Consider the following 17366-nt stretch of genomic DNA (forward strand, 5'->3'; position numbering starts at 1 on the left):
TGCTGCGCGTTGGCAATGGCTTGCTGCATATATGGCGGAATGGTCGATGCGGCCGATCCTGAATTAGGCTGTGCGGCAGCGGCATAGGAGCGCCCTGCGTTATTGTTATTGCCCGGCATCGGTGCCCGGTAGCTCTGCGCCGGCGGCTGTGCTTGCGCTGCCTGCTGCGCCTGATGCTGCTTCGCTGCGGCCTGCTCTGCGATCTGGATCGCGCGTTTCACCATATTGCCGGCATCCTTCGCTTTAATGCCGCCCCAGCCCTCTTTCTGAACCGTGTCATAGAACCCAAGATCCTTGGCCAACTCGTTCTTTAACTGCTCGCTCATCGTACCGCGTCGTCTTCGGGACATGTTGTCGTCTCCTCCTAGGAATCGTCATGGTACTGTTAGTATGGTTGTTTTCCCCGATCTCATTCGAGTCAGGCCGTTAGACGACTACCGTTACCCGCGCAAAAAAAATGCAAGCAACCCAAACGCCTTCGCGCTTGCTGTTGCCCGCATCTTACAAGAAATCAAACATTTTGTTTGTTTGTTACTGTATATAGGTAATGCGTACCTGACCATCGTCGCTGTCAACCATCACTTCAACGGATGCCGTCAAAATATCGGCGTAGCTGTAGGACACACGCTTGAATGCATGCTGCTCCTGATCAAGTCTGACAATAAATACAGAAGGGTAGATTTCTTCTAATACACCGGTCCGTTCAATAGTCTTTCGACGACCACCGTTTGCACGAAGACGTATTTTGGAGCCGACATGGGTTTCCAAACTGCGTTTAATCTCCAATAGCGCATTTTTAGCCATTGTGCACTACCACCTCTTTCCTTGTCCATTATAACCAAGGTCAGGTGATTTGTCAAAAAAATTTAATTATAACAGCGGTTTTAATAAATTGTCAATAAAAAAAATCTTTATTTTTTCGATCCCATGTCTATTTTATCCCGGCTGCAACAACTTATACCGTCGCCTTCACGCCCGTCAATGTACGGGGTTTCGGAAGGCCTACCCGATATTTGCCTAGTGTCTCGATACCGCCGACTCCGTCGATGCCGCTGATCGTCCCATGAATCACGTCCGTCAAGTTGATCGTTTCGCGAATCGGCGTGTAGCTTGCTTTAATCGCCACGTATACGGGGTCTAGCGCGTGAATGAGCACGCGGCCAGGAGAACTCGCGAAATTCGATCCGGACTGCAGCAGCGCCTCGTAATGCGACTGGCAAGCGCCCGCTACAATAATAAGACCGTCCCGGTTCCGCTCGTAATCCCGCGCAATTCGAACCGCATCCACGAAATTTTGCGAATTTTTGTAGGATGCCAAATTGCTCAGATCGTTCTGCTCGCGGTTCTTCAGCACGCCGTCATGACCGGTAATCACGATCACGTCCGGTTGGATCTGCGGAAGCAGCCGATATACGGCATCGGCCATTTGTGACTCATGCACGAATAAGCCATGGGCAGGAACGCGCATTTGCGTGTACAGCTGCATGCTCTTCTTCATATAATTACTGTCGCCATCCAAATGCAGCACTCTGCCAGGCACCTCGAAGAAAGGCTGGTTCTGGTTTTGCGCCCGCAGCAGCTCCCGCTGAATGATTTGCTGCTCGCGCTCCTCCTGCATCCGCTGCGTCGATTCTCCGGCCTTGAGCCGAGCTTGCCGGATGGCAACCGGCAAATCGCCGTCCTTAACGACCGATAAATCGACTATGGGTGCATCTGCAAGCAGACGATAGTCCGTACCCTTCAGAATAGCTGTTTGCTGATCGATTGTCGCAACACGAAAAAGGACGTCCCCGCCGTAGGATTTGCGGACGACCAGGTCCCCTTGCATCATGGGCAAATCACCTCTTCGTCTATCCTATGGGGAGACGCCCCTGATGGTGCGCTTCTTTATCATGTTTTGCGGAGGAAGAAGAAACGACTGCTCGCCCTTTAAACAACGCATTAGCCTCTTCCTTCGCCTTCCCTGCTGATCTCAAGCCTCTAGGCCTATGCGGGCAGGCCTGCTTGCCGCAGCGCATGAGCGAGCGCGGCGAATTCCGCCAGCGACAGCGTCTCGCCGCGGCGGGACGGGTCAATGCCGCAGCCCTCCAGCAAGGGCCCCAGCAGCTCGCGATTAGCTTTGCCGACATACGCGGTCAAATTGTTGGCGATCGTCTTCCGCCGCTGCGCGAAGCAAGCCTGTACGGTGCGGAAGAAGAACGCTTCGTCCTCCACCTCGACGGCCGGCTTGTCCCGCAGCGCCAGCTTAATAACCGCCGAATCGACATTCGGCTGCGGAATAAACACCGTATGCGGCACGATACAGACCAGCTCCGGCTCGCAGTAATACTGCACGGCGACGCTGAGGCTGCCGTACTCCTTGCCGCCCGGCTTCGCGGCCATGCGCTGCGCAACTTCCTTCTGAATCATGACGACGATGTTCTCGAGCGGCAGCTTTTCCTCCAGCAGCTTCATTAGAATCGGCGTCGTCACGTAATAAGGCAAATTCGCCACGACGCTAACGCCGGTTAGTCCTGCGAACTGCTTCTCCATCAGCTCCCGCAGATCGAGCTTCAGTACGTCTCCGTGCTCGACATGCACGTTCGGCGTATCCGACAGCACATCCCGCAGAATCGGAATCAGCCGGTTGTCGATCTCAATCGCCGTAACGCGTCCCGCTTCGGAAGCGAGCTGCTGCGTCAGCGCTCCGATGCCCGGGCCGATTTCAAGCGCGCCTTTCGTTTCGTCCAGCTCTGCAGCACCGACGATTTTACGCAATATATTTTGATCGATCAGGAAGTTCTGTCCGAGGCTCTTCTTGAACGTGAAGCCGTATTTGGCGATAATGTCCTTCGTGCGCTTAGGCGAGCTGATATCCACTGTCGCTTTAGATCCTTCTGTCATGCTGTTTATTCTCCTTCGCTCTCCATCGTTTGCAGCGCGCGCTGGAATTCTTCCCGCGTAATCCGGAACGTAGAGCATCGTTTAAAAAACTGTTTGCCATTGGCATACCCGATTCCGAGCAGATTGCCCATCTTCAGCCTGCGCTCCGCCGCTTGCGGGTGGACGAGCAGACCGGCCTGCATGAGATCTTCCATCGTGACCTCCGCCAATGCGCCAGTCCCTTCGGCAGCTTCTGTCCGCAAATTCGCCAGTGCGTGGCGTATCGCTTCCGGAGAAGCGTTCTCGACGCCGATATCTCCCTTATAGAGGGCCTCCGACTGCGGCAGGAACGCGTGCTTGCAGCCCGGAATGCGCTGCGCGACGATTTTGCGTATCCGCTCGCCCGCATGGTCGGGATCCGTGAATATAATAACGCCCCGCCGCTGCTGCGCCAGCTCGATTCGTTTCAGCACGGCCTCGCCGATAGCGGAACCGCCTGTTTCAATCGTCTCGGCCGCAACGGCACGCTTGATGGCCACCGTATCGTCCTTGCCTTCGACGACAATGATTTCCTTGATCATGGACGCCCATACCTTCCTTTCAAACCAAACATTCGAATCAGACAAACATGCAAAAAGAAGAGGCAGCGCCTCTCCTTATCATGGCATATTTAAGCATGAATTACGATATGAATGAAGAAGAAACGGTTATCGCTGCCTTTGCATACAGCGCAGCCTGTTCCTTCCTCACAGAGCTAATCAAATGACTGCACGAACCGGGTTTCTATAGAGACTCCGGCTTTTTCGGTCCCAGCACGTATACCGTGTAGCCCCGTTTCCGTCCGAAGCGATTCGCATAAGACTCGCTCTCGAAATACACGTCGATCTTATTGCCTTTGACGGCACTGCCCGTATCTTCAGCCCGGCGGAAGCCTATGCCTTCAATATAGACCCACCAGCCGATAGGAATGATCTTCGGATCGACTGCAATCGTACGACCTTCCGTAACATACGTACCCGATGCGGTAATGCCGTATTCCGGATGGCCCTTCGCTTTGCCCGTCGATGCAACGCCGGCAGAGTAAGCCGTCAGCGTGACGTTCTTAATCACTCTCTTCGCGCTGAACGTAACGCCCCGCTTCGTCATCGTGGACGATTGGGACTTGGCGGACAGCACAGCTACTTTCGGCTCGGGTTTCTTCGTTCCGACCGAGACCACCTGATTCACCGCCGGCTGCGGCGTCAGTTTCTCGACGAGCGATTGCGAAACGAGTACGCCGTCGGCAAAGACCGTCTCGTAACGTTTGACGACTTTACCTTGCTTGCCCGGCTGGACAAGCTTTTGTTTTCCGAGCTCGAGTTTCTCGTCGTTCTTCTTCACGACCGTGAATGGAACGTCGTAAGTCGTCTCGGAGTATTTTTTGTCGATCCGCGTGACCGTGATGGTCATATTGGGTTCTAGCGCAGCCGTTAGCGAAGGGAATACCTTATCTTGACCGCGAACCTCTATATCAGCCTGATCGATCGCCGCCTGTACAGTTCTCTCTGTCGTGTACAACGTCTTTGCTTTGCCATCAGCCTTAACAACAAGCGGTACCGCCTGATCGATGATGATCCGGTCGCCGTCGCTTATTCCGCCATCCAGCGGCATCGACACCTTATCGTGCGTGCCAATAGTTATGGCTTGTTCATCCAGTAGGCGTTGAAGGACCCATTGTTTCGTGGAGACAATGGTTTCTCGTCCATTCAATACTACGGAGACATGCTTGTCAGCCGTTCCGTACAACAACACCAAAAACATGAAAGTCATAGCGATTGAGATCATGGCGCTTAGCACAATTAAACGCACGTTCTCATGCTTCCATCGCAATGCGAAAGACATGCTGGATGATCGTTTCCCATGGGTGTCCTTAAGCTGGAGTGCTCCCACTTCTTCGGTCCTCCTTACATAGCCCCGCCGCCTTGTTATGCATGATAATAGACGCGACTATAAAGTATTAGCGTGCTTAGCACGCATTTTCCATATTCCTCCCCGGCTTGCGACCTCCACGATACACCCTATGTCGTCAGTTTACGCATTATTCAAACAAAAAGAAGCCCGACGACAGAGGATCTGTTTCGTGGCTTCCATTAGAAAATGGGAGCATGGATTGCATGCACGAGGTTGATCTCTCTTATAGACGCTTGCGAGGTTAGCTGTCGGATTCGGGCGTGAGAGTCGCCCTATTCGCTCGGGAAGCGAAAACTTCATGCATCCCACTGCGAAATTCACCCCAAGAAGATTTTCAATGTCTCTGCTGTCCGCTATGATACGAACAGTTTCAACAATTGGTTCCCCCGCTCTCCGTTTGCCGGAGATTAAGCGATTAATTGGAAAACGAATACATCTTTTGTAGCTCTGAAATGAATGATACAGTCTAGCGCTGCACATTGTAAAGAACTGATTAATGACGATTTTAGTGAATTCCAAGGAAAAATCCGTGAAAATCAAGCGATTTTCTGATCAAAAATCATTTTTATCACCGGATTTCTCCTAAATGCTTACTTTCAGTCTCGTTTTCATGAGATTCCAAAACATCTCTTTGCATTTTCGCTCGTAATTTCCCCAATTTCTTCTAAAGATTTGCTTAAAATATCCGCCATCGTATTTGCTACAAGACGGACGAAAGCCGATTCATTTCGCTTTCCGCGATGGGGATGAGGAGCCAGATAAGGGGCATCGGTTTCGATCAGCAGCCGGTCCAGCGGCACCTTAGCCATGACCTCTTTCGGTACCCTCGCATTCTGAAATGTAAGCGGTCCCCCGAAGGAAATATAGAAGTTCATATCGAGGCATTGTTTCGCCGTTTCCCAGCTGCCGGAATAGCAATGCATCACCCCGCCAACTTCGCTGGCTCCCTCCTCCCGGAGAATCCGCACGACATCTTCATGCGCGTCGCGGTTATGAATGACGATTGGCTTGCGTTTCTCTTTGGCAAGAGCGATCTGCTGCCGGAAAACGCGCTGCTGAACGTCCTTCGGCGACGTATCCCAATGATAATCGAGACCGATTTCACCGATGGCCACGACCTTGGGATGATCGCATAATGAAGCGATCCAGTCCAGATCCTCCGGCTGCATATCAATGCTGTCGACGGGATGCCAACCGATGGCTGCATAGATGAATGGATACTTCTCGGCAAGCGCGATCGTCGTAGGGATGGTCTCCCGGTTAAAGCCGACATTGATCAGCTTCTGTACGCCGTCTGCTAATGCTCTTTCAATAACCTCTTCGCGATCTTCGTCGAATTTATGCGAGTCTAAATGCGTATGCGTGTCGATTAACATAACGTTGAACGTAACCCCTTTCTACATTAAAGCAAATAATTCGCGTATATTCGCGGGCAGCCGGTGCGCTGATTCAAGCAGCGGCTCTTCCGGGTAATACAAGTGATACTTCCCTTGATGGATGCCTGTAATGGAGCGGACAATATCGGAACGTCGAGAGATTTCCGACAAATGGTCCTCTCCCGACAGCAGCAGAATCGGCGGTTTTTCTTCTTTATCCGCACGCTTCGTCGAGCCCGGACGATAAACATGGTAGGGCATGTCATACGGAAAGTCAATTTCCAGGTGATATTCCGGATGGAGGCCAATGGCGCTGAACTGGTTTCGGATTTCCTGCCACAGCTTCTCGTCCGGCTGATCCATCGTAATGTACTTGTAGAGCCTGCGGTCTAAGAAGCGATGGCATAAGTCAGACAGCACGGCGTCCGCTTCGTTTGCCCATGCGGAGAAGGCGGTCTGAACAAGCGCTTCGTCAAGCGCCAGGTAATCTCTAATATCGATTGTCCCGGAAATCAGCTTCTCGAGCGGTGACATCATCCATTTGAAGGTATAGCCACCCCCGTGAAGTTCCTTGGCCCTGCGAAATATTTGCCTGAGGATAATTTCCGAGCTTCGCGTCACCGGGTGAAAATAAACCTGCCAATACATTTGATAACGAGACATGAGATAGTCCTCGACGGCGTGCATCCCGCTTTCCTTGACGACGATCCGTCCCTGATGCGGCCTTAGAACCCGCAATATCCGCTCCAAATCAAAGGTACCGTAATTAACCCCCGTGAAATAAGCATCCCGAAGCAAATAATCCATGCGGTCCGCATCCATTTGACTCGATACTAAGGAGACTACGATCGGTTCATGATAGGTTTTGCAGATCACCGCAGCGACCCGTTCGGGGTACGAAGGATCGAATTGACGAAGGACTTGATTGATCTCGGTATCTTCGAGTAGAATACGGCAGGTCCAAGATTCATGGTGCGCGTCAAACACGTCTTCAATAGAATGGGAGAACGGGCCATGTCCGATATCATGAAGCAGCGAGGCGCATAGGGCGACGAGCTTTTCTTCTTTCGGCCAGCCGGCGTAACCGCTTCGCTCGAATTGGGAAATAATTTTTCGGGTTATTTCGTAAACGCCGAGAGAATGAGAGAATCGGCTGTGCTCGGCTCCGTGAAAAGTCAGATACGAAGTTCCCAATTGCCGGATACGGCGCAAGCGTTGGAATTCACGCGTATTGATTAAATCCCAGATCAACTGATCTTGCACATAAATGTATTTGTGAACCGGATCCTTGAATACTTTTTCTTCGGGAAGACGTTCCTTGGATTGTCCATCAGCCATTTTACACACTCTCCCATCGTTCGTTATTTCGACATAATTGTCGAACAATTGTCGAATTGTGTCACATTTCTATTTCCAATATGTACGGCGTTGTTGTACTATATTAAGTATATTTGAATGCTTTACTGTAGAGAAATTGTGGCTGTTACTGCTCTTGTTCGCCATGGAGAGCGTGTTGACTATTATGGGAAACGTTGGTATTATTAAGACATAAATTGATAGAATTTTGTCGAATCGTGGCGACTGAACAATATGAAAGGGGAATGATAGTTATGATGAAATCTACTGGTATCGTTCGCAAAGTTGATGAGCTCGGTCGCGTCGTTATTCCAATTGAATTGCGCCGCACGTTGGGCATCGGAGAGAAGGATGCACTGGAAATTTACGTAGACGGCGAACGGATCATGCTGAAGAAATACGAGCCTGCTTGTATCTTCTGCGGAAACGCCGAAAACGTCGCTTATTTTAAAGGAAAAATCGTCTGCAATGTTTGTTTGACGGAAATGCCAACTCCTATTACAAAATAAGAGACAAAACGAATTTTATAGGTTATAATGATATTATCCAATTTGTTAATTCTAACCTTTTTCATACTCCTTGATGCCTCCCTGGGCCAATATGGCCAGGGGGGTCTTTTTTTATTTCTTCATGACTTCATTATAAACATCCCGCTTCTGAAGCCCTCGATCTACGGCCGTCCTTTTAATCGCGTCCTTACGGTCATCGTTTTGCGCCTCATAATGAGCCACATGCTCTTCCACGCTGAGCGAAGTCCACCATGAACCCTCTTCCTGCTGCGCAGCTGCTGCTTCAAGGGCGCTGATCCCTGCAATAACCAGGCAGTACTCGCCAATGGGTGGATGCTCCTCTAACCAAGCCATGCACTCCGTGATTGTACCGCGGACGATTTCTTCATGCCGTTTGGTCAGCTCGCGGACCATCGCGATTCTCCTATCTCCCCATAATTCCAGCATCACGGGCAGCGTCTTGGCAATGCGATGCGGCGACTCATAGCAGATCAGGGTCTCTTCCTGCCGCTGCAGCTTATTCAACCAAGCGGTAAGCGGCTTGCGATCGCGCGGCGGGAAACCCGCGAAGAGAAACCGCTCCGTCGGCAGGCCGGAGACGATGAGCGCCGATAATGCCGCATTCGCGCCCGGAATCGGCACGACGGCCAGCCCCCGCTCTGCTGCCGCGGCTGCCAAGTCCGCCCCCGGATCCGAAATCGCCGGCAGTCCCGCATCGCTTACGAGCGCAATAGACTGACCGGACTCCAGTAATCGAATCAGCTCCGGCCCGCTTGCATCCTTATTATGCTCATGATAACTGACAAGCCGAGCATTGATTTCAAAGTGGGCCAGCAGCTTCCGGGTCTGTCTCGTATCCTCCGCGGCGATCATATCGACTTCCTTCAAGATACGTATCGCCCGGAACGTCATATCCTCCAGATTACCGATCGGTGTTCCTACTAAATATAACGTTCCGGCGGTTTGGCTCCCGGACTTTCCGGTTGTTTGAAAGCTGTGCTGCACGATCATTTGCCCGTCTCCTTCGCCGCAGCATCGACTGCGTGATCTCCGTAGTAAATACGCATCAGTTCTTCATTATATTGCCGCTGCTCATTGTATACGATCAGCGGTGGAAGCATCCTTAATTCCGGCTTAGCATCCCGGACCGCTTCAATCAATACCATATTGGACTCGGCCTCCGCGCTCGGATGAACGAATCGCATCCGCTTCGGTTCCAGCTTCCACCTGCGCATCGTCTCCATAATTTCAATAAGCCTGGAAGGACGATGAACCATTGCAACCCGGCCGCCCGTTCGGACAAGCTTTGCGCAAGCTGCGACAATATCGTCTAATGTCCCATTGCGTTCATGGCGAGCCATGGCAAAATGCTCGTTCTCGTTCTGATCCCCCGTACCGGCTGGCATATATGGAGGGTTCACCGTGACAACATCGTACATACCATGCCCATTCTTCTTGTGAAACTCTCGCAAGTCCCCTTCGTATACCGTGATACGGTCTTCCAATCCGTTCGCGGCAATGCTTCTGCGCGCCATATCCGCGAGCCGCGGCTGGATTTCCACGGCATCGATCGTCGCCTTCGTACGCGTCGTCAACAGCAGCGGGATCACGCCATTGCCGCTGCACAGATCCAAGATCTTGCCGCGCGGCGGTACAGCAGCGAAACGAGCCAGCAGCACGGCGTCCATCGAGAAGCTGAAAACCTCCCGGCTTTGAATAATATGTAATTGATGCGTCAATAAATCATCGAGTCTTTCGCCATCGGCCAATACCACTTCTTTAACCACGTATCCCTGCTCCTTACTTCATTCATCTTTAATATGCAAACAAGACCCTGTGTTAGAGGGTCTTGTAAACTAACCGCGCCGTTTGTCGGCCGCGAAGATGCTTCCTATTAATCTTTATTGAGAAACGAAAGGCAGAACAAGCAATCGCCTTCCGTACGCAAATGCCCATAATACAGGTTACAAATATGAAAACCTTCATGATAAAGTCGTGCCAAGTTGTCATAGCCTTGACCGATTGCCGAAGGATCGCCCGTCAATACCTGTTCCTCGTGCGGTTCGGCCTCATCTACCGTCTCATCGACGATGATTGGCTCCGGTTTCGGCGTGTAAGCTGCCGTTTCCCGCTTTAATACTTTGCGCAGCTGTCCGTTTTCTATGCTAAGCCGGTTGTTTTCTTCAAGCAGCGCCTTGATTTTCTGCTTCATGGAACCAAGCTCCGTGTACAAGCTGCCCATATGCGCTTCCAAATTGCTAATTTCGCTAAAAATGTCTTTTTTCAAGTTTCCACCCCAAGGCTATACAGCTTCGGATTTCACATGGCCGGTTGGCCTTACTTTACGACGACATCATCAAGCGGTAATTCTTTCGGTTTGCCGCCGACATCGAATAATTGCACATACACTGACTTCGAACCCGCATTGATACCCGTTACTTTGCCTTCCCCATACGAGGTGACAACGACTTTGCCAATGGCCGGCAGTTCCTCACGAACGCTTTCATAATTGTCGTGTTCGTATTTGAGGCAGCACATCAGACGTCCGCATAATCCGGAAATCTTCGTTGGATTAAGCGACAAATTCTGATCTTTCGCCATCTTAATGGACACCGGTTCGAAGTCGCCAAGCCATGTCGAGCAGCAAAGTACGCGTCCGCAAGGACCGATGCCGCCCAGCATCTTCGCTTCGTCACGGACGCCGATTTGTCTAAGCTCGATCCGGGTACGGAAGACGCTTGCCAAATCTTTGACCAGCTCGCGGAAATCGACGCGTCCTTCGGCCGTAAAATAGAAAATGATTTTATTGCGGTCAAACGTAAATTCGACATCGACCAGCTTCATCTTCAGCTGATGGTCGCGAATTTTCTCCAAACAAGTCGCAAACGCGTTACGAGCCGCCGATTTGTTCTCGTCGACGATTCTTGCATCGTTGTCTCCCGCAATGCGAATGACCTTCTTCAGCGGAAGGACCACGTCCGATTCACCGACCTGCTTCGGTCCTACCACGACTTTCCCATACTCGATCCCTCTTGCCGTTTCCACAATGACGTATTGTTCCTTGTCCACTTGGAAATCGACGGGGTCAAAGTAATAGATCTTGCCCGCTTTCTTAAAGCGGACACCCACGACAGTATACAATTATTCACCCCTCCTGTACGCGGATCAGCAGCTGCTCAAGCGCCAATTGCGCCGATACGTGTGCGCGTATGCGTTTGCCCGCTTCCAGCGTGTATTCCAGGCATGCCACCCAGCCCTCAGCCGGACGCGCGTATGCCTGTTTGCCAATCCAATCAAGCTGATCTATAAAAACGAGCGACTCATGTCTTCCGGCTTGAAAATGAATCATATCTTTATACCACAGCATCAACAATGACAAAAGAAGCTGCGGCTGTTCACCAAGCTCCGTCTTCATGATCTGCTGCAAGGACATCATCGCCGCGGTGAACCGGTTCAGACTGTCCTTTCCCAATTGTATCACTACGTTTCTCATTTCTGCAAACCCATTCTGCTGGATAAGCGCCCTGCATGCATCGAGACCCGAGGCCAAGTGAACGGCAGCGCGGGCTGGCAGCTGAGGCAGGCCTTCATTAACAAGCGTCTGCAGCATCTCTTGCGGCGCAAGCGGCATGAACGTTACGAGCTGCGTGCGCGATCGAATCGTCGGCAGCATCGCTTGTCCGTTCTCGGTAAGCAGCATGGCCACAATAGGCGATCCCGGTTCTTCCAGAAACTTCAGAAGGCTGTTGCCTGCTTGAAGCGTCATCGTTTCCGCCCGCTGCATAATATAGATTTTACGATCGCTGCCTATGTTACGATAAGCAAGCTCGCGCTGGAGCTCGCGAATTTGGTCGATTTTGATGGAACTGCCGTCCGGTTCGACGATATGCAAATCAGGCTGATTGCCATGCTCGAATTTACGGCATTCCAGGCAATGGCCGCATGCGTCGTCGCCTGCTTCTGTACAAAACAACGCCTTCGCAAAAGCCATGGCCATCTTCATGCGCCCGCTTCCCGCAGGTCCGCTGAATAAATAGGCATGCGACACTTTGCCGCTAGTCAGCGCATACTGCAAGATGCGTTTCGCCTTAGGTTGTCCGGCAAGCTGCGCAATGCTCATAGCTCAAAAATCCTTTCTGTCGGCTTTCGCCATCTTTCAACATTACGAATATTTCTTCTATAACTTGAAGAAGAAGCGGCTTTCGCCGCTTTCAATTAGAAAAATAAATTAATCAGCATGCCGCGAATATCGCCTACCGATTGAAGGAGTTTCAGCCGTCCCTCTTCGCTGTCCAGCAGCTCTTCGCCCATCAAGATAAGCGAAGCATCGATTTCGTCCAACAGCTTATACCGCTTCGTTCGGCCGCGACGGTCGAATCCGCGCGTTTCTCTCATGCCGACGCCTCGTCTGACGGTATCCTCTAGAAATTGCTTCACCATTTGACGATAGAGTTTTAATTCTCTAACCGTCATAGAGCGTGCCAGGCGCTCGCCTTGATTATGAATATCCTTCAGCTTCTCCTGAAGCTGCTCGATCGTCCGCTGTTCGTCCTGCACGTTCATGACATCCGCGAAGTTCTTGATCGTAACGGGTCTTGCACCCGCATCCGGACGCGATCGATCGGTACCTAATGGACGCCAGCCGGGATTGATTTTCATCGTTTACTCACGCCCAATCAGAAATGTTCGAATCGTTCGACAGGGATGACGAATACCGCCGCGCCGCCGACCTGTACCTCAACAGGGAATGGAATGTAGGAATCGGTCGTGCTTCCCATTGGAGATACGGGGGAAACGAGCTGATCGCGAACTTTACAGTTGGAACGGATAACATTCAACACTTCATGAACACGCTCATCTTCGATCCCGATGATGAAGGTCGTATTGCCCGCACGCAGGAACCCGCCCGTACTCGCGAGTTTTGTAGCTCGGAAGCCTTCTCTGACGAGCGCATTCGACAGTCGATTGCTGTCCTTATCTTGAACAATCGCAATAACTAATTTCATCCTAATCCCTCCCATTATACTTCCCAGGTGACGCTCATCATAACAAGAATGACTCTCTATATTATTTGACATGGATTGTAAAAAATCCTTCAAATTCGCGCATTAAGTATCGAAAGAACCTCATTTAAAACGAATTCTGGTGTCTGCTCCGCGTTGATACGGACGATCCGATCGGGGTCCGCCTCGAAGAGCCGCAGATATCCTTCCCTTACCGCTACGTGGAAAGCCAGGCCTTCCAAGTCAAGACGATTGATTTCTCTGCCATCGCCCGCATGAATACGAGCCAAACCGATCTCTGGAGAGACATCAAGCCAGAACGTTAACGCCGGCATATGATCACCTATCGCAAACGCATTGATGGATCTTACCTCTTCGACGCCCAATCCTCTCGCGTATCCTTGGTAAGCCAAACTGCTGTCGATAAATCGGTCGCAAATAACGACTTCCCCTCTAGCAAGTGCAGGAAGCACCTTCTCGGTTAGATGCTGACGCCGGGCGGCCGCATAGAGCAATGCCTCCGTGCGTGCATCCATCTCGGTATTTCCCTTATCGAGCACGATCCGGCGGATCTGTTCCGCGATCGGAATGCCGCCTGGTTCTCTTGTGGTCAGCACCTCTCTGCCCTGACTGCGGAGTGTTTGGGCGAGCCCTTCAATCAATGTCGTCTTGCCTGCGCCTTCTCCGCCCTCAAATGTCAAAAACAACCCTTTTTCCACAGCCGTACTCCTCTGTCTTTTAATACCCCTATCATATCAAAGCCAATCAAACGCGTAAATGCGTGCTACCGTTCTGCGGAAACGGCAATCGTACGCATCGTTTGATCTACGGCTCCCTGGCATCTCGCCCCATCGGCAACAAGCTGTTTAATAACCCTTATGACCTCGGAAGATATAAGTTCCCCTTCATAAAGCAAGGGAATGCCTGGCGGGTATGGAATTACAGCTTCTGCCGAATAACGTCCCTCTGCCTCTTCCAGACGAATTCGTTCTATGCCTCTGCCGCTGGATGACTTGACGCCGAATCTGCTGAATTTTACAGGTGCCGATAGTCGAGATTGCATGGTCGAATGATGCGTTCCCGAGTAGCGCGCATGAATTGCCTCTTCTTCGCTTACTTCCTTCTGGATGACAAGTAAAGCTTGCTGCAGTCGATCTACATCCGTGCTTGAAGCCTCCATGCCGAAGATAAGCACCGCGTATGTGGAGTCAGCCAGCTCCGTGTAACAGCCAAACGCCTCCAGCTTCTTCTGCAAATCAAATCCCGTTAATTTGCCTGTAGCGTCGCAAAGTGAAATACGAAGCGGATCGATCTTCACCCCGTCAGCTGCAGCCTCTGCAATACGATATCCATCCTGTTCGTTTACCCATCTTCTAAAAGCATCGGCGGCCTCTAATCCTCGCTCGAACATCTCATGTCCGCGCGTTTCGATCATTGCCCGGGTAATATCAAGCGAGGCCATGATGGGATACGAGGGACTGGAGCTTTGGATCATTCGCAGCGCTTCAACAATAGCTTGACGATTGATTCGTTCACCTTGCAGATGCAGCATAGCTCCCATGGTAAGTGCTTGAAGCGTCTTATGCGTAGACTGGACAACCGCATCTGCACCAGCTTGGATCGCCGATTGAGGGAATGCGGGATGCAGCCCGTAATGAGCACCGTGAGCCTCGTCAACGAGCAGCAATTTACCGTAACGGTGTATAAGGTTAGCATAGGGACCGAGATTCACATGTAGTCCATAGTAGCTAGGATTAGTTAAGAAGATAGCCTTCGCTTCCGGGTATTGCTGAAGTGCCTGCTCCACCAGCTCTAGTGATGGCACGACATCGAGACCTGTCTCCGCCTCTCGTTCCGGCATCAGGAATACCGCCCTAGCCCCTGCCAGCTTCAATCCATTGAGAACCGACTTATGCGCATTGCGCTGGACAATGATCAAATCATCTGGTTCGCATACCGCCAGAAGCATAGCCAGATTGCCGGCCGTGCTGCCGCCTACCAGGAAGAACGTTTGTTCCGCCCCGAATGCAGCAGCTGCCAGGCACTGTGCCTCTTCAATGACGCCTGAGGGCGCATGGAGATCGTCAGTCACCGATAACTCTGTAACATCGATATTCATCACCGATGTTAAGGATTGCAGTGCTGCAATTGGAGTATCGCTATGGTTCGCAATAGACTGACCATATTTATGGCCCGGAACATGAAAACTAACGGGACACGCAGCCTTCAAAGCGACTAATGTATCGAACAATGGGGCATGCCATGGTTTATGAGGTTGTGCTGTCATTGAATAATCCTCCGGTTTCATCGCTGTCTATCCTACCATCATAATGGATTCTGATGTCGACATAAACCGAGCCTCCACGCGTCGGTAAACAAAATAATCCCAAACTCCCCCGCTGCAGGATCGCAACGAGAAAATCAAGGATCAGGGAAACATCCGTTAGGGGTCATTATGCGTTATTTTGAAGCCAGATGCGTCTAAGCTGATGAATGAAAAAAGGATATTTCGCATCCTGCACTTCCGTCTGAACCATCTCAATCTCGCAAGTATCGCAAATAAAGCCATCAATGATTCGTATACCTTCCTGCTTCGCAATTCCACATATGATGCATACGCCGACTGGATTCTCTTCCGTCATTACGCTTCACCTCATTCACAGAGAAATAGGTCATTTCTTCTAGTATGCCACAAAGTCTAGCAACCTATACGACTTTCATAGCCCATTTCAAATAGTAATACAGTCTATGTTGAAACGCCCAGATTGGTGACCGCGAGCTTGCACTTCTTTGGATAGGAAGTCTACATAATCCGGCACAAAAATCCGATACATGGTTTACAAGGCGAAACGCTGACCTGATACGTACGTTTCTCACTTGAACCAGGAAAGGCGCTGACCAACATGCGAGGAACGCTCGCTGAACAAGAACAAGCAACGATCTACCAATATCAGTTGAAGAAGAAAATATTCGTACGCGAGGAGTTATATCGCAGCTATCTGTGCGCGATTCTCATCTTGGCGGCCTTCCTCATCCTCATGTACCGGCTTGAAGGTGTAAAAGCGTTTGGGATCGGCATTCTATGCAGCCAATTCGTACACTTCTTTATTATTCGCTTAACGCTCATACGCGTCGATGAACCCGATTACAGGCGCTGGGGCTGGCGGGTGCTTGGGATTTGGATCGGATATATACCGGTCGCTTATATTGAATTAGGATTGTTCCGCCGCGTACATCGCCATCTCTTCTGGTTGGGCCTTTGCGCCATCAGCGTCATCTACCCTTGGGCGAACGAGGCAACGATGATCAGTCTCGTGATGTGTCATATTTGGTTCCTTGCTCCGCGTCTCGTCACCATAAGATGGCTGCGGAAATCCAAACGCGACGGTGTCCTCAAAATAACAGCTAACGAAGTCAGCTACTATCATCGCTAACATGCTCTCGCAGCATGGATGACGGTCAACTGGCTTTTCTTTATGCCTAAATATCATTTCAATTCAAAATAAACAACAAAAAACCGACTGCATCTATGCAGTCGGTTCATCGTGCTTGGCAACGTCCTACTCTCCCAGGACCCTGCGGTCCAAGTACCATCGGCGCTGGAGGGCTTAACGGTCGTGTTCGGGATGGGTACGCGTGGTTCCCCTCCGCCATCGCCACCAAACGGGCGTCTTCCTGGTCGGAATGCGCTATGCTTACTCAGAGCACTTACACCCTGAAAACTGGATACGAACCTTTGCGAAGGTTTCTTGCTTAGCTTAGCTAAAGAGCATGTTCTTGGATAAGCCCTCGACCGATTAGTATTCGTCAGCTCCACGCATTGCTGCGCTTCCACCTCGAACCTATCAACCTCGTCGTCTTCAAGGGGTCTTACATACTGGGAAATCTCATCTTGAGGGGGGCTTCACGCTTAGATGCTTTCAGCGCTTATCCCGTCCGCACTTGGCTACCCAGCGATGCTCCTGGCGGAACAACTGGTACACCAGCGGTGCGTCCATCCCGGTCCTCTCGTACTAAGGACAGCTCCTCTCAAATTTCCTGCGCCCACGACAGATAGGGACCGAACTGTCTCACGACGTTCTGAACCCAGCTCGCGTACCGCTTTAATGGGCGAACAGCCCAACCCTTGGGACCTACTTCAGCCCCAGGATGCGATGAGCCGACATCGAGGTGCCAAACCTCCCCGTCGATGTGGACTCTTGGGGGAGATAAGCCTGTTATCCCCAGGGTAGCTTTTATCCGTTGAGCGATGGCCCTTCCATGCGGTACCACCGGATCACTAAGCCCGACTTTCGTCCCTGCTCGACTTG

The 17366-nt window shown here is 51.3% G+C and carries 19 protein-coding genes, 2 rRNA genes, 1 pseudogene and 1 riboswitch (1 of these 23 only partly in view); of the genes and pseudogenes, 2 read left to right on the forward strand and 20 right to left on the reverse strand.

Annotated features, from left to right (window positions below):
• Nucleotides 1-176 precede the first annotated feature (176 nt).
• The 8 genes and pseudogenes from GZH47_RS16035 to GZH47_RS16070 form a co-directional block, all read right to left on the reverse strand.
• A pseudogene (locus GZH47_RS16035) lies at nt 177-350 on the reverse strand (small, acid-soluble spore protein, alpha/beta type); the annotation flags it as partial.
• A gap of 181 nt (nt 351-531) precedes the next feature.
• Complete coding sequence (veg, locus tag GZH47_RS16040) at nt 532-804, reverse strand: biofilm formation stimulator Veg (RefSeq protein WP_162641094.1); 273 nt, start codon at nt 802-804, stop codon at nt 532-534.
• Nucleotides 805-955: 151 nt separating this feature from the next.
• Nucleotides 956-1831 (reverse strand): sporulation peptidase YabG, encoded by an 876-nt coding sequence (yabG, locus tag GZH47_RS16045; RefSeq protein WP_162641096.1) that lies wholly within the window; start codon nt 1829-1831, stop codon nt 956-958.
• Nucleotides 1832-1986: 155 nt separating this feature from the next.
• A complete protein-coding gene (gene rsmA, locus GZH47_RS16050; protein ID WP_162641099.1) occupies nt 1987-2883 on the reverse strand; it encodes a 16S rRNA (adenine(1518)-N(6)/adenine(1519)-N(6))-dimethyltransferase RsmA in 897 nt (298 codons plus the stop codon).
• A gap of 5 nt (nt 2884-2888) precedes the next feature.
• The gene (gene rnmV, locus GZH47_RS16055) at nt 2889-3443 is read right to left on the reverse strand and encodes a ribonuclease M5 (RefSeq protein ID WP_162641104.1); all 555 of its coding nucleotides are present in this window, start codon (nt 3441-3443) and stop codon (nt 2889-2891) included.
• 202 nt (nt 3444-3645) lie between these two features.
• Nucleotides 3646-4791 (reverse strand): resuscitation-promoting factor, encoded by a 1146-nt coding sequence (locus tag GZH47_RS16060; protein ID WP_404823688.1) that lies wholly within the window; start codon nt 4789-4791, stop codon nt 3646-3648.
• Between the two features lie 236 nt (nt 4792-5027).
• Nucleotides 5028-5236: riboswitch (cyclic di-AMP (ydaO/yuaA leader) on the reverse strand.
• A 184-nt stretch (nt 5237-5420) separates the two neighbouring features.
• Nucleotides 5421-6188: a TatD family hydrolase gene (locus GZH47_RS16065; RefSeq protein ID WP_162641112.1), complete on the reverse strand. Its 768-nt coding sequence runs from the start codon at nt 6186-6188 to the stop codon at nt 5421-5423.
• A gap of 21 nt (nt 6189-6209) precedes the next feature.
• Nucleotides 6210-7526 carry an HD domain-containing protein gene (locus GZH47_RS16070; protein ID WP_162641114.1) on the reverse strand — a complete coding sequence of 439 codons (1317 nt, stop codon included), beginning with the start codon at nt 7524-7526 and terminating at the stop codon, nt 6210-6212.
• Between the two features lie 272 nt (nt 7527-7798).
• Between GZH47_RS16070 and GZH47_RS16075 the strand changes: the two genes are divergently transcribed.
• Nucleotides 7799-8053, forward strand: a complete 255-nt coding sequence (locus GZH47_RS16075) for an AbrB/MazE/SpoVT family DNA-binding domain-containing protein (RefSeq protein WP_161705218.1) — start codon at nt 7799-7801, stop codon at nt 8051-8053.
• Nucleotides 8054-8164: 111 nt separating this feature from the next.
• On the opposite strand, the gene rsmI is transcribed toward GZH47_RS16075, so the two are convergent.
• From rsmI to GZH47_RS16125, 10 genes are all read right to left on the reverse strand, one after another.
• Nucleotides 8165-9064 (reverse strand): 16S rRNA (cytidine(1402)-2'-O)-methyltransferase, encoded by a 900-nt coding sequence (gene rsmI / locus GZH47_RS16080; RefSeq protein ID WP_162641126.1) that lies wholly within the window; start codon nt 9062-9064, stop codon nt 8165-8167.
• Nucleotides 9061-9840, reverse strand: coding sequence for a tRNA1(Val) (adenine(37)-N6)-methyltransferase (locus GZH47_RS16085; RefSeq protein ID WP_162641129.1), 780 nt, complete (start codon nt 9838-9840; stop codon nt 9061-9063). Before GZH47_RS16085 ends, rsmI begins: the two co-directional genes overlap by 4 nt.
• 107 nt (nt 9841-9947) lie before the next feature.
• Nucleotides 9948-10295 carry an initiation-control protein YabA gene (locus tag GZH47_RS16090; protein ID WP_162645283.1) on the reverse strand — a complete coding sequence of 116 codons (348 nt, stop codon included), beginning with the start codon at nt 10293-10295 and terminating at the stop codon, nt 9948-9950.
• A 95-nt stretch (nt 10296-10390) separates the two neighbouring features.
• The gene (locus tag GZH47_RS16095; protein WP_162641130.1) at nt 10391-11194 is read right to left on the reverse strand and encodes a PSP1 domain-containing protein; all 804 of its coding nucleotides are present in this window, start codon (nt 11192-11194) and stop codon (nt 10391-10393) included.
• 4 nt (nt 11195-11198) lie between these two features.
• Complete coding sequence (gene holB / locus GZH47_RS16100; RefSeq protein WP_162641131.1) at nt 11199-12173, reverse strand: DNA polymerase III subunit delta'; 975 nt, start codon at nt 12171-12173, stop codon at nt 11199-11201.
• 95 nt (nt 12174-12268) lie between these two features.
• Nucleotides 12269-12712 carry a YaaR family protein gene (locus tag GZH47_RS16105; protein WP_162641132.1) on the reverse strand — a complete coding sequence of 148 codons (444 nt, stop codon included), beginning with the start codon at nt 12710-12712 and terminating at the stop codon, nt 12269-12271.
• 17 nt (nt 12713-12729) lie between these two features.
• Nucleotides 12730-13059: a cyclic-di-AMP receptor gene (locus tag GZH47_RS16110; RefSeq protein ID WP_162641133.1), complete on the reverse strand. Its 330-nt coding sequence runs from the start codon at nt 13057-13059 to the stop codon at nt 12730-12732.
• A gap of 89 nt (nt 13060-13148) precedes the next feature.
• Nucleotides 13149-13775 (reverse strand): dTMP kinase, encoded by a 627-nt coding sequence (gene tmk / locus GZH47_RS16115; RefSeq protein WP_162641134.1) that lies wholly within the window; start codon nt 13773-13775, stop codon nt 13149-13151.
• Between the two features lie 65 nt (nt 13776-13840).
• A complete protein-coding gene (locus tag GZH47_RS16120; RefSeq protein ID WP_162641135.1) occupies nt 13841-15364 on the reverse strand; it encodes an aminotransferase class I/II-fold pyridoxal phosphate-dependent enzyme in 1524 nt (507 codons plus the stop codon).
• Between the two features lie 145 nt (nt 15365-15509).
• On the reverse strand, nt 15510-15698 hold the full coding sequence (locus GZH47_RS16125) for a sigma factor G inhibitor Gin (RefSeq protein ID WP_162641136.1): 189 nt from the start codon (nt 15696-15698) through the stop codon (nt 15510-15512).
• A gap of 261 nt (nt 15699-15959) precedes the next feature.
• Between GZH47_RS16125 and GZH47_RS16130 the strand changes: the two genes are divergently transcribed.
• On the forward strand, nt 15960-16490 hold the full coding sequence (locus tag GZH47_RS16130; RefSeq protein WP_162641137.1) for a transposase: 531 nt from the start codon (nt 15960-15962) through the stop codon (nt 16488-16490).
• 113 nt (nt 16491-16603) lie between these two features.
• On the opposite strand, the gene rrf is transcribed toward GZH47_RS16130, so the two are convergent.
• Nucleotides 16604-16720 (reverse strand): 5S ribosomal RNA (rrf, locus tag GZH47_RS16135).
• Between the two features lie 113 nt (nt 16721-16833).
• Nucleotides 16834-17366: ribosomal RNA gene (locus tag GZH47_RS16140) — 23S ribosomal RNA — on the reverse strand (it continues 2395 nt past the right edge of the window).

It is taken from the genome of Paenibacillus rhizovicinus (genome assembly GCF_010365285.1).
GTDB classification, from domain to species: Bacteria; Bacillota; Bacilli; order Paenibacillales; family Paenibacillaceae; genus Paenibacillus_Z; species Paenibacillus_Z rhizovicinus.

What these genes read in the sequence shown, in the direction of transcription:
- veg (WP_162641094.1), bottom strand. Translation starts at nt 804, where the DNA reads ATGGCTAAAAATGCGCTATTGGAGATTAAACGCAGTTTGGAAACCCAT.
- yabG (WP_162641096.1), bottom strand. Translation starts at nt 1,831, where the DNA reads ATGATGCAAGGGGACCTGGTCGTCCGCAAATCCTACGGCGGGGACGTC.
- rsmA (WP_162641099.1), bottom strand. Translation starts at nt 2,883, where the DNA reads ATGACAGAAGGATCTAAAGCGACAGTGGATATCAGCTCGCCTAAGCGC.
- rnmV (WP_162641104.1), bottom strand. Translation starts at nt 3,443, where the DNA reads ATGATCAAGGAAATCATTGTCGTCGAAGGCAAGGACGATACGGTGGCC.
- GZH47_RS16065 (WP_162641112.1), bottom strand. Translation starts at nt 6,188, where the DNA reads ATGTTAATCGACACGCATACGCATTTAGACTCGCATAAATTCGACGAA.
- GZH47_RS16070 (WP_162641114.1), bottom strand. Translation starts at nt 7,526, where the DNA reads ATGGCTGATGGACAATCCAAGGAACGTCTTCCCGAAGAAAAAGTATTC.
- GZH47_RS16075 (WP_161705218.1), top strand. Translation starts at nt 7,799, where the DNA reads ATGATGAAATCTACTGGTATCGTTCGCAAAGTTGATGAGCTCGGTCGC.
- rsmI (WP_162641126.1), bottom strand. Translation starts at nt 9,064, where the DNA reads ATGATCGTGCAGCACAGCTTTCAAACAACCGGAAAGTCCGGGAGCCAA.
- GZH47_RS16090 (WP_162645283.1), bottom strand. Translation starts at nt 10,295, where the DNA reads ATGGGCAGCTTGTACACGGAGCTTGGTTCCATGAAGCAGAAAATCAAG.
- holB (WP_162641131.1), bottom strand. Translation starts at nt 12,173, where the DNA reads ATGAGCATTGCGCAGCTTGCCGGACAACCTAAGGCGAAACGCATCTTG.
- GZH47_RS16105 (WP_162641132.1), bottom strand. Translation starts at nt 12,712, where the DNA reads ATGAAAATCAATCCCGGCTGGCGTCCATTAGGTACCGATCGATCGCGT.
- GZH47_RS16110 (WP_162641133.1), bottom strand. Translation starts at nt 13,059, where the DNA reads ATGAAATTAGTTATTGCGATTGTTCAAGATAAGGACAGCAATCGACTG.
- GZH47_RS16120 (WP_162641135.1), bottom strand. Translation starts at nt 15,364, where the DNA reads ATGAAACCGGAGGATTATTCAATGACAGCACAACCTCATAAACCATGG.
- GZH47_RS16125 (WP_162641136.1), bottom strand. Translation starts at nt 15,698, where the DNA reads ATGACGGAAGAGAATCCAGTCGGCGTATGCATCATATGTGGAATTGCG.
- GZH47_RS16130 (WP_162641137.1), top strand. Translation starts at nt 15,960, where the DNA reads ATGCGAGGAACGCTCGCTGAACAAGAACAAGCAACGATCTACCAATAT.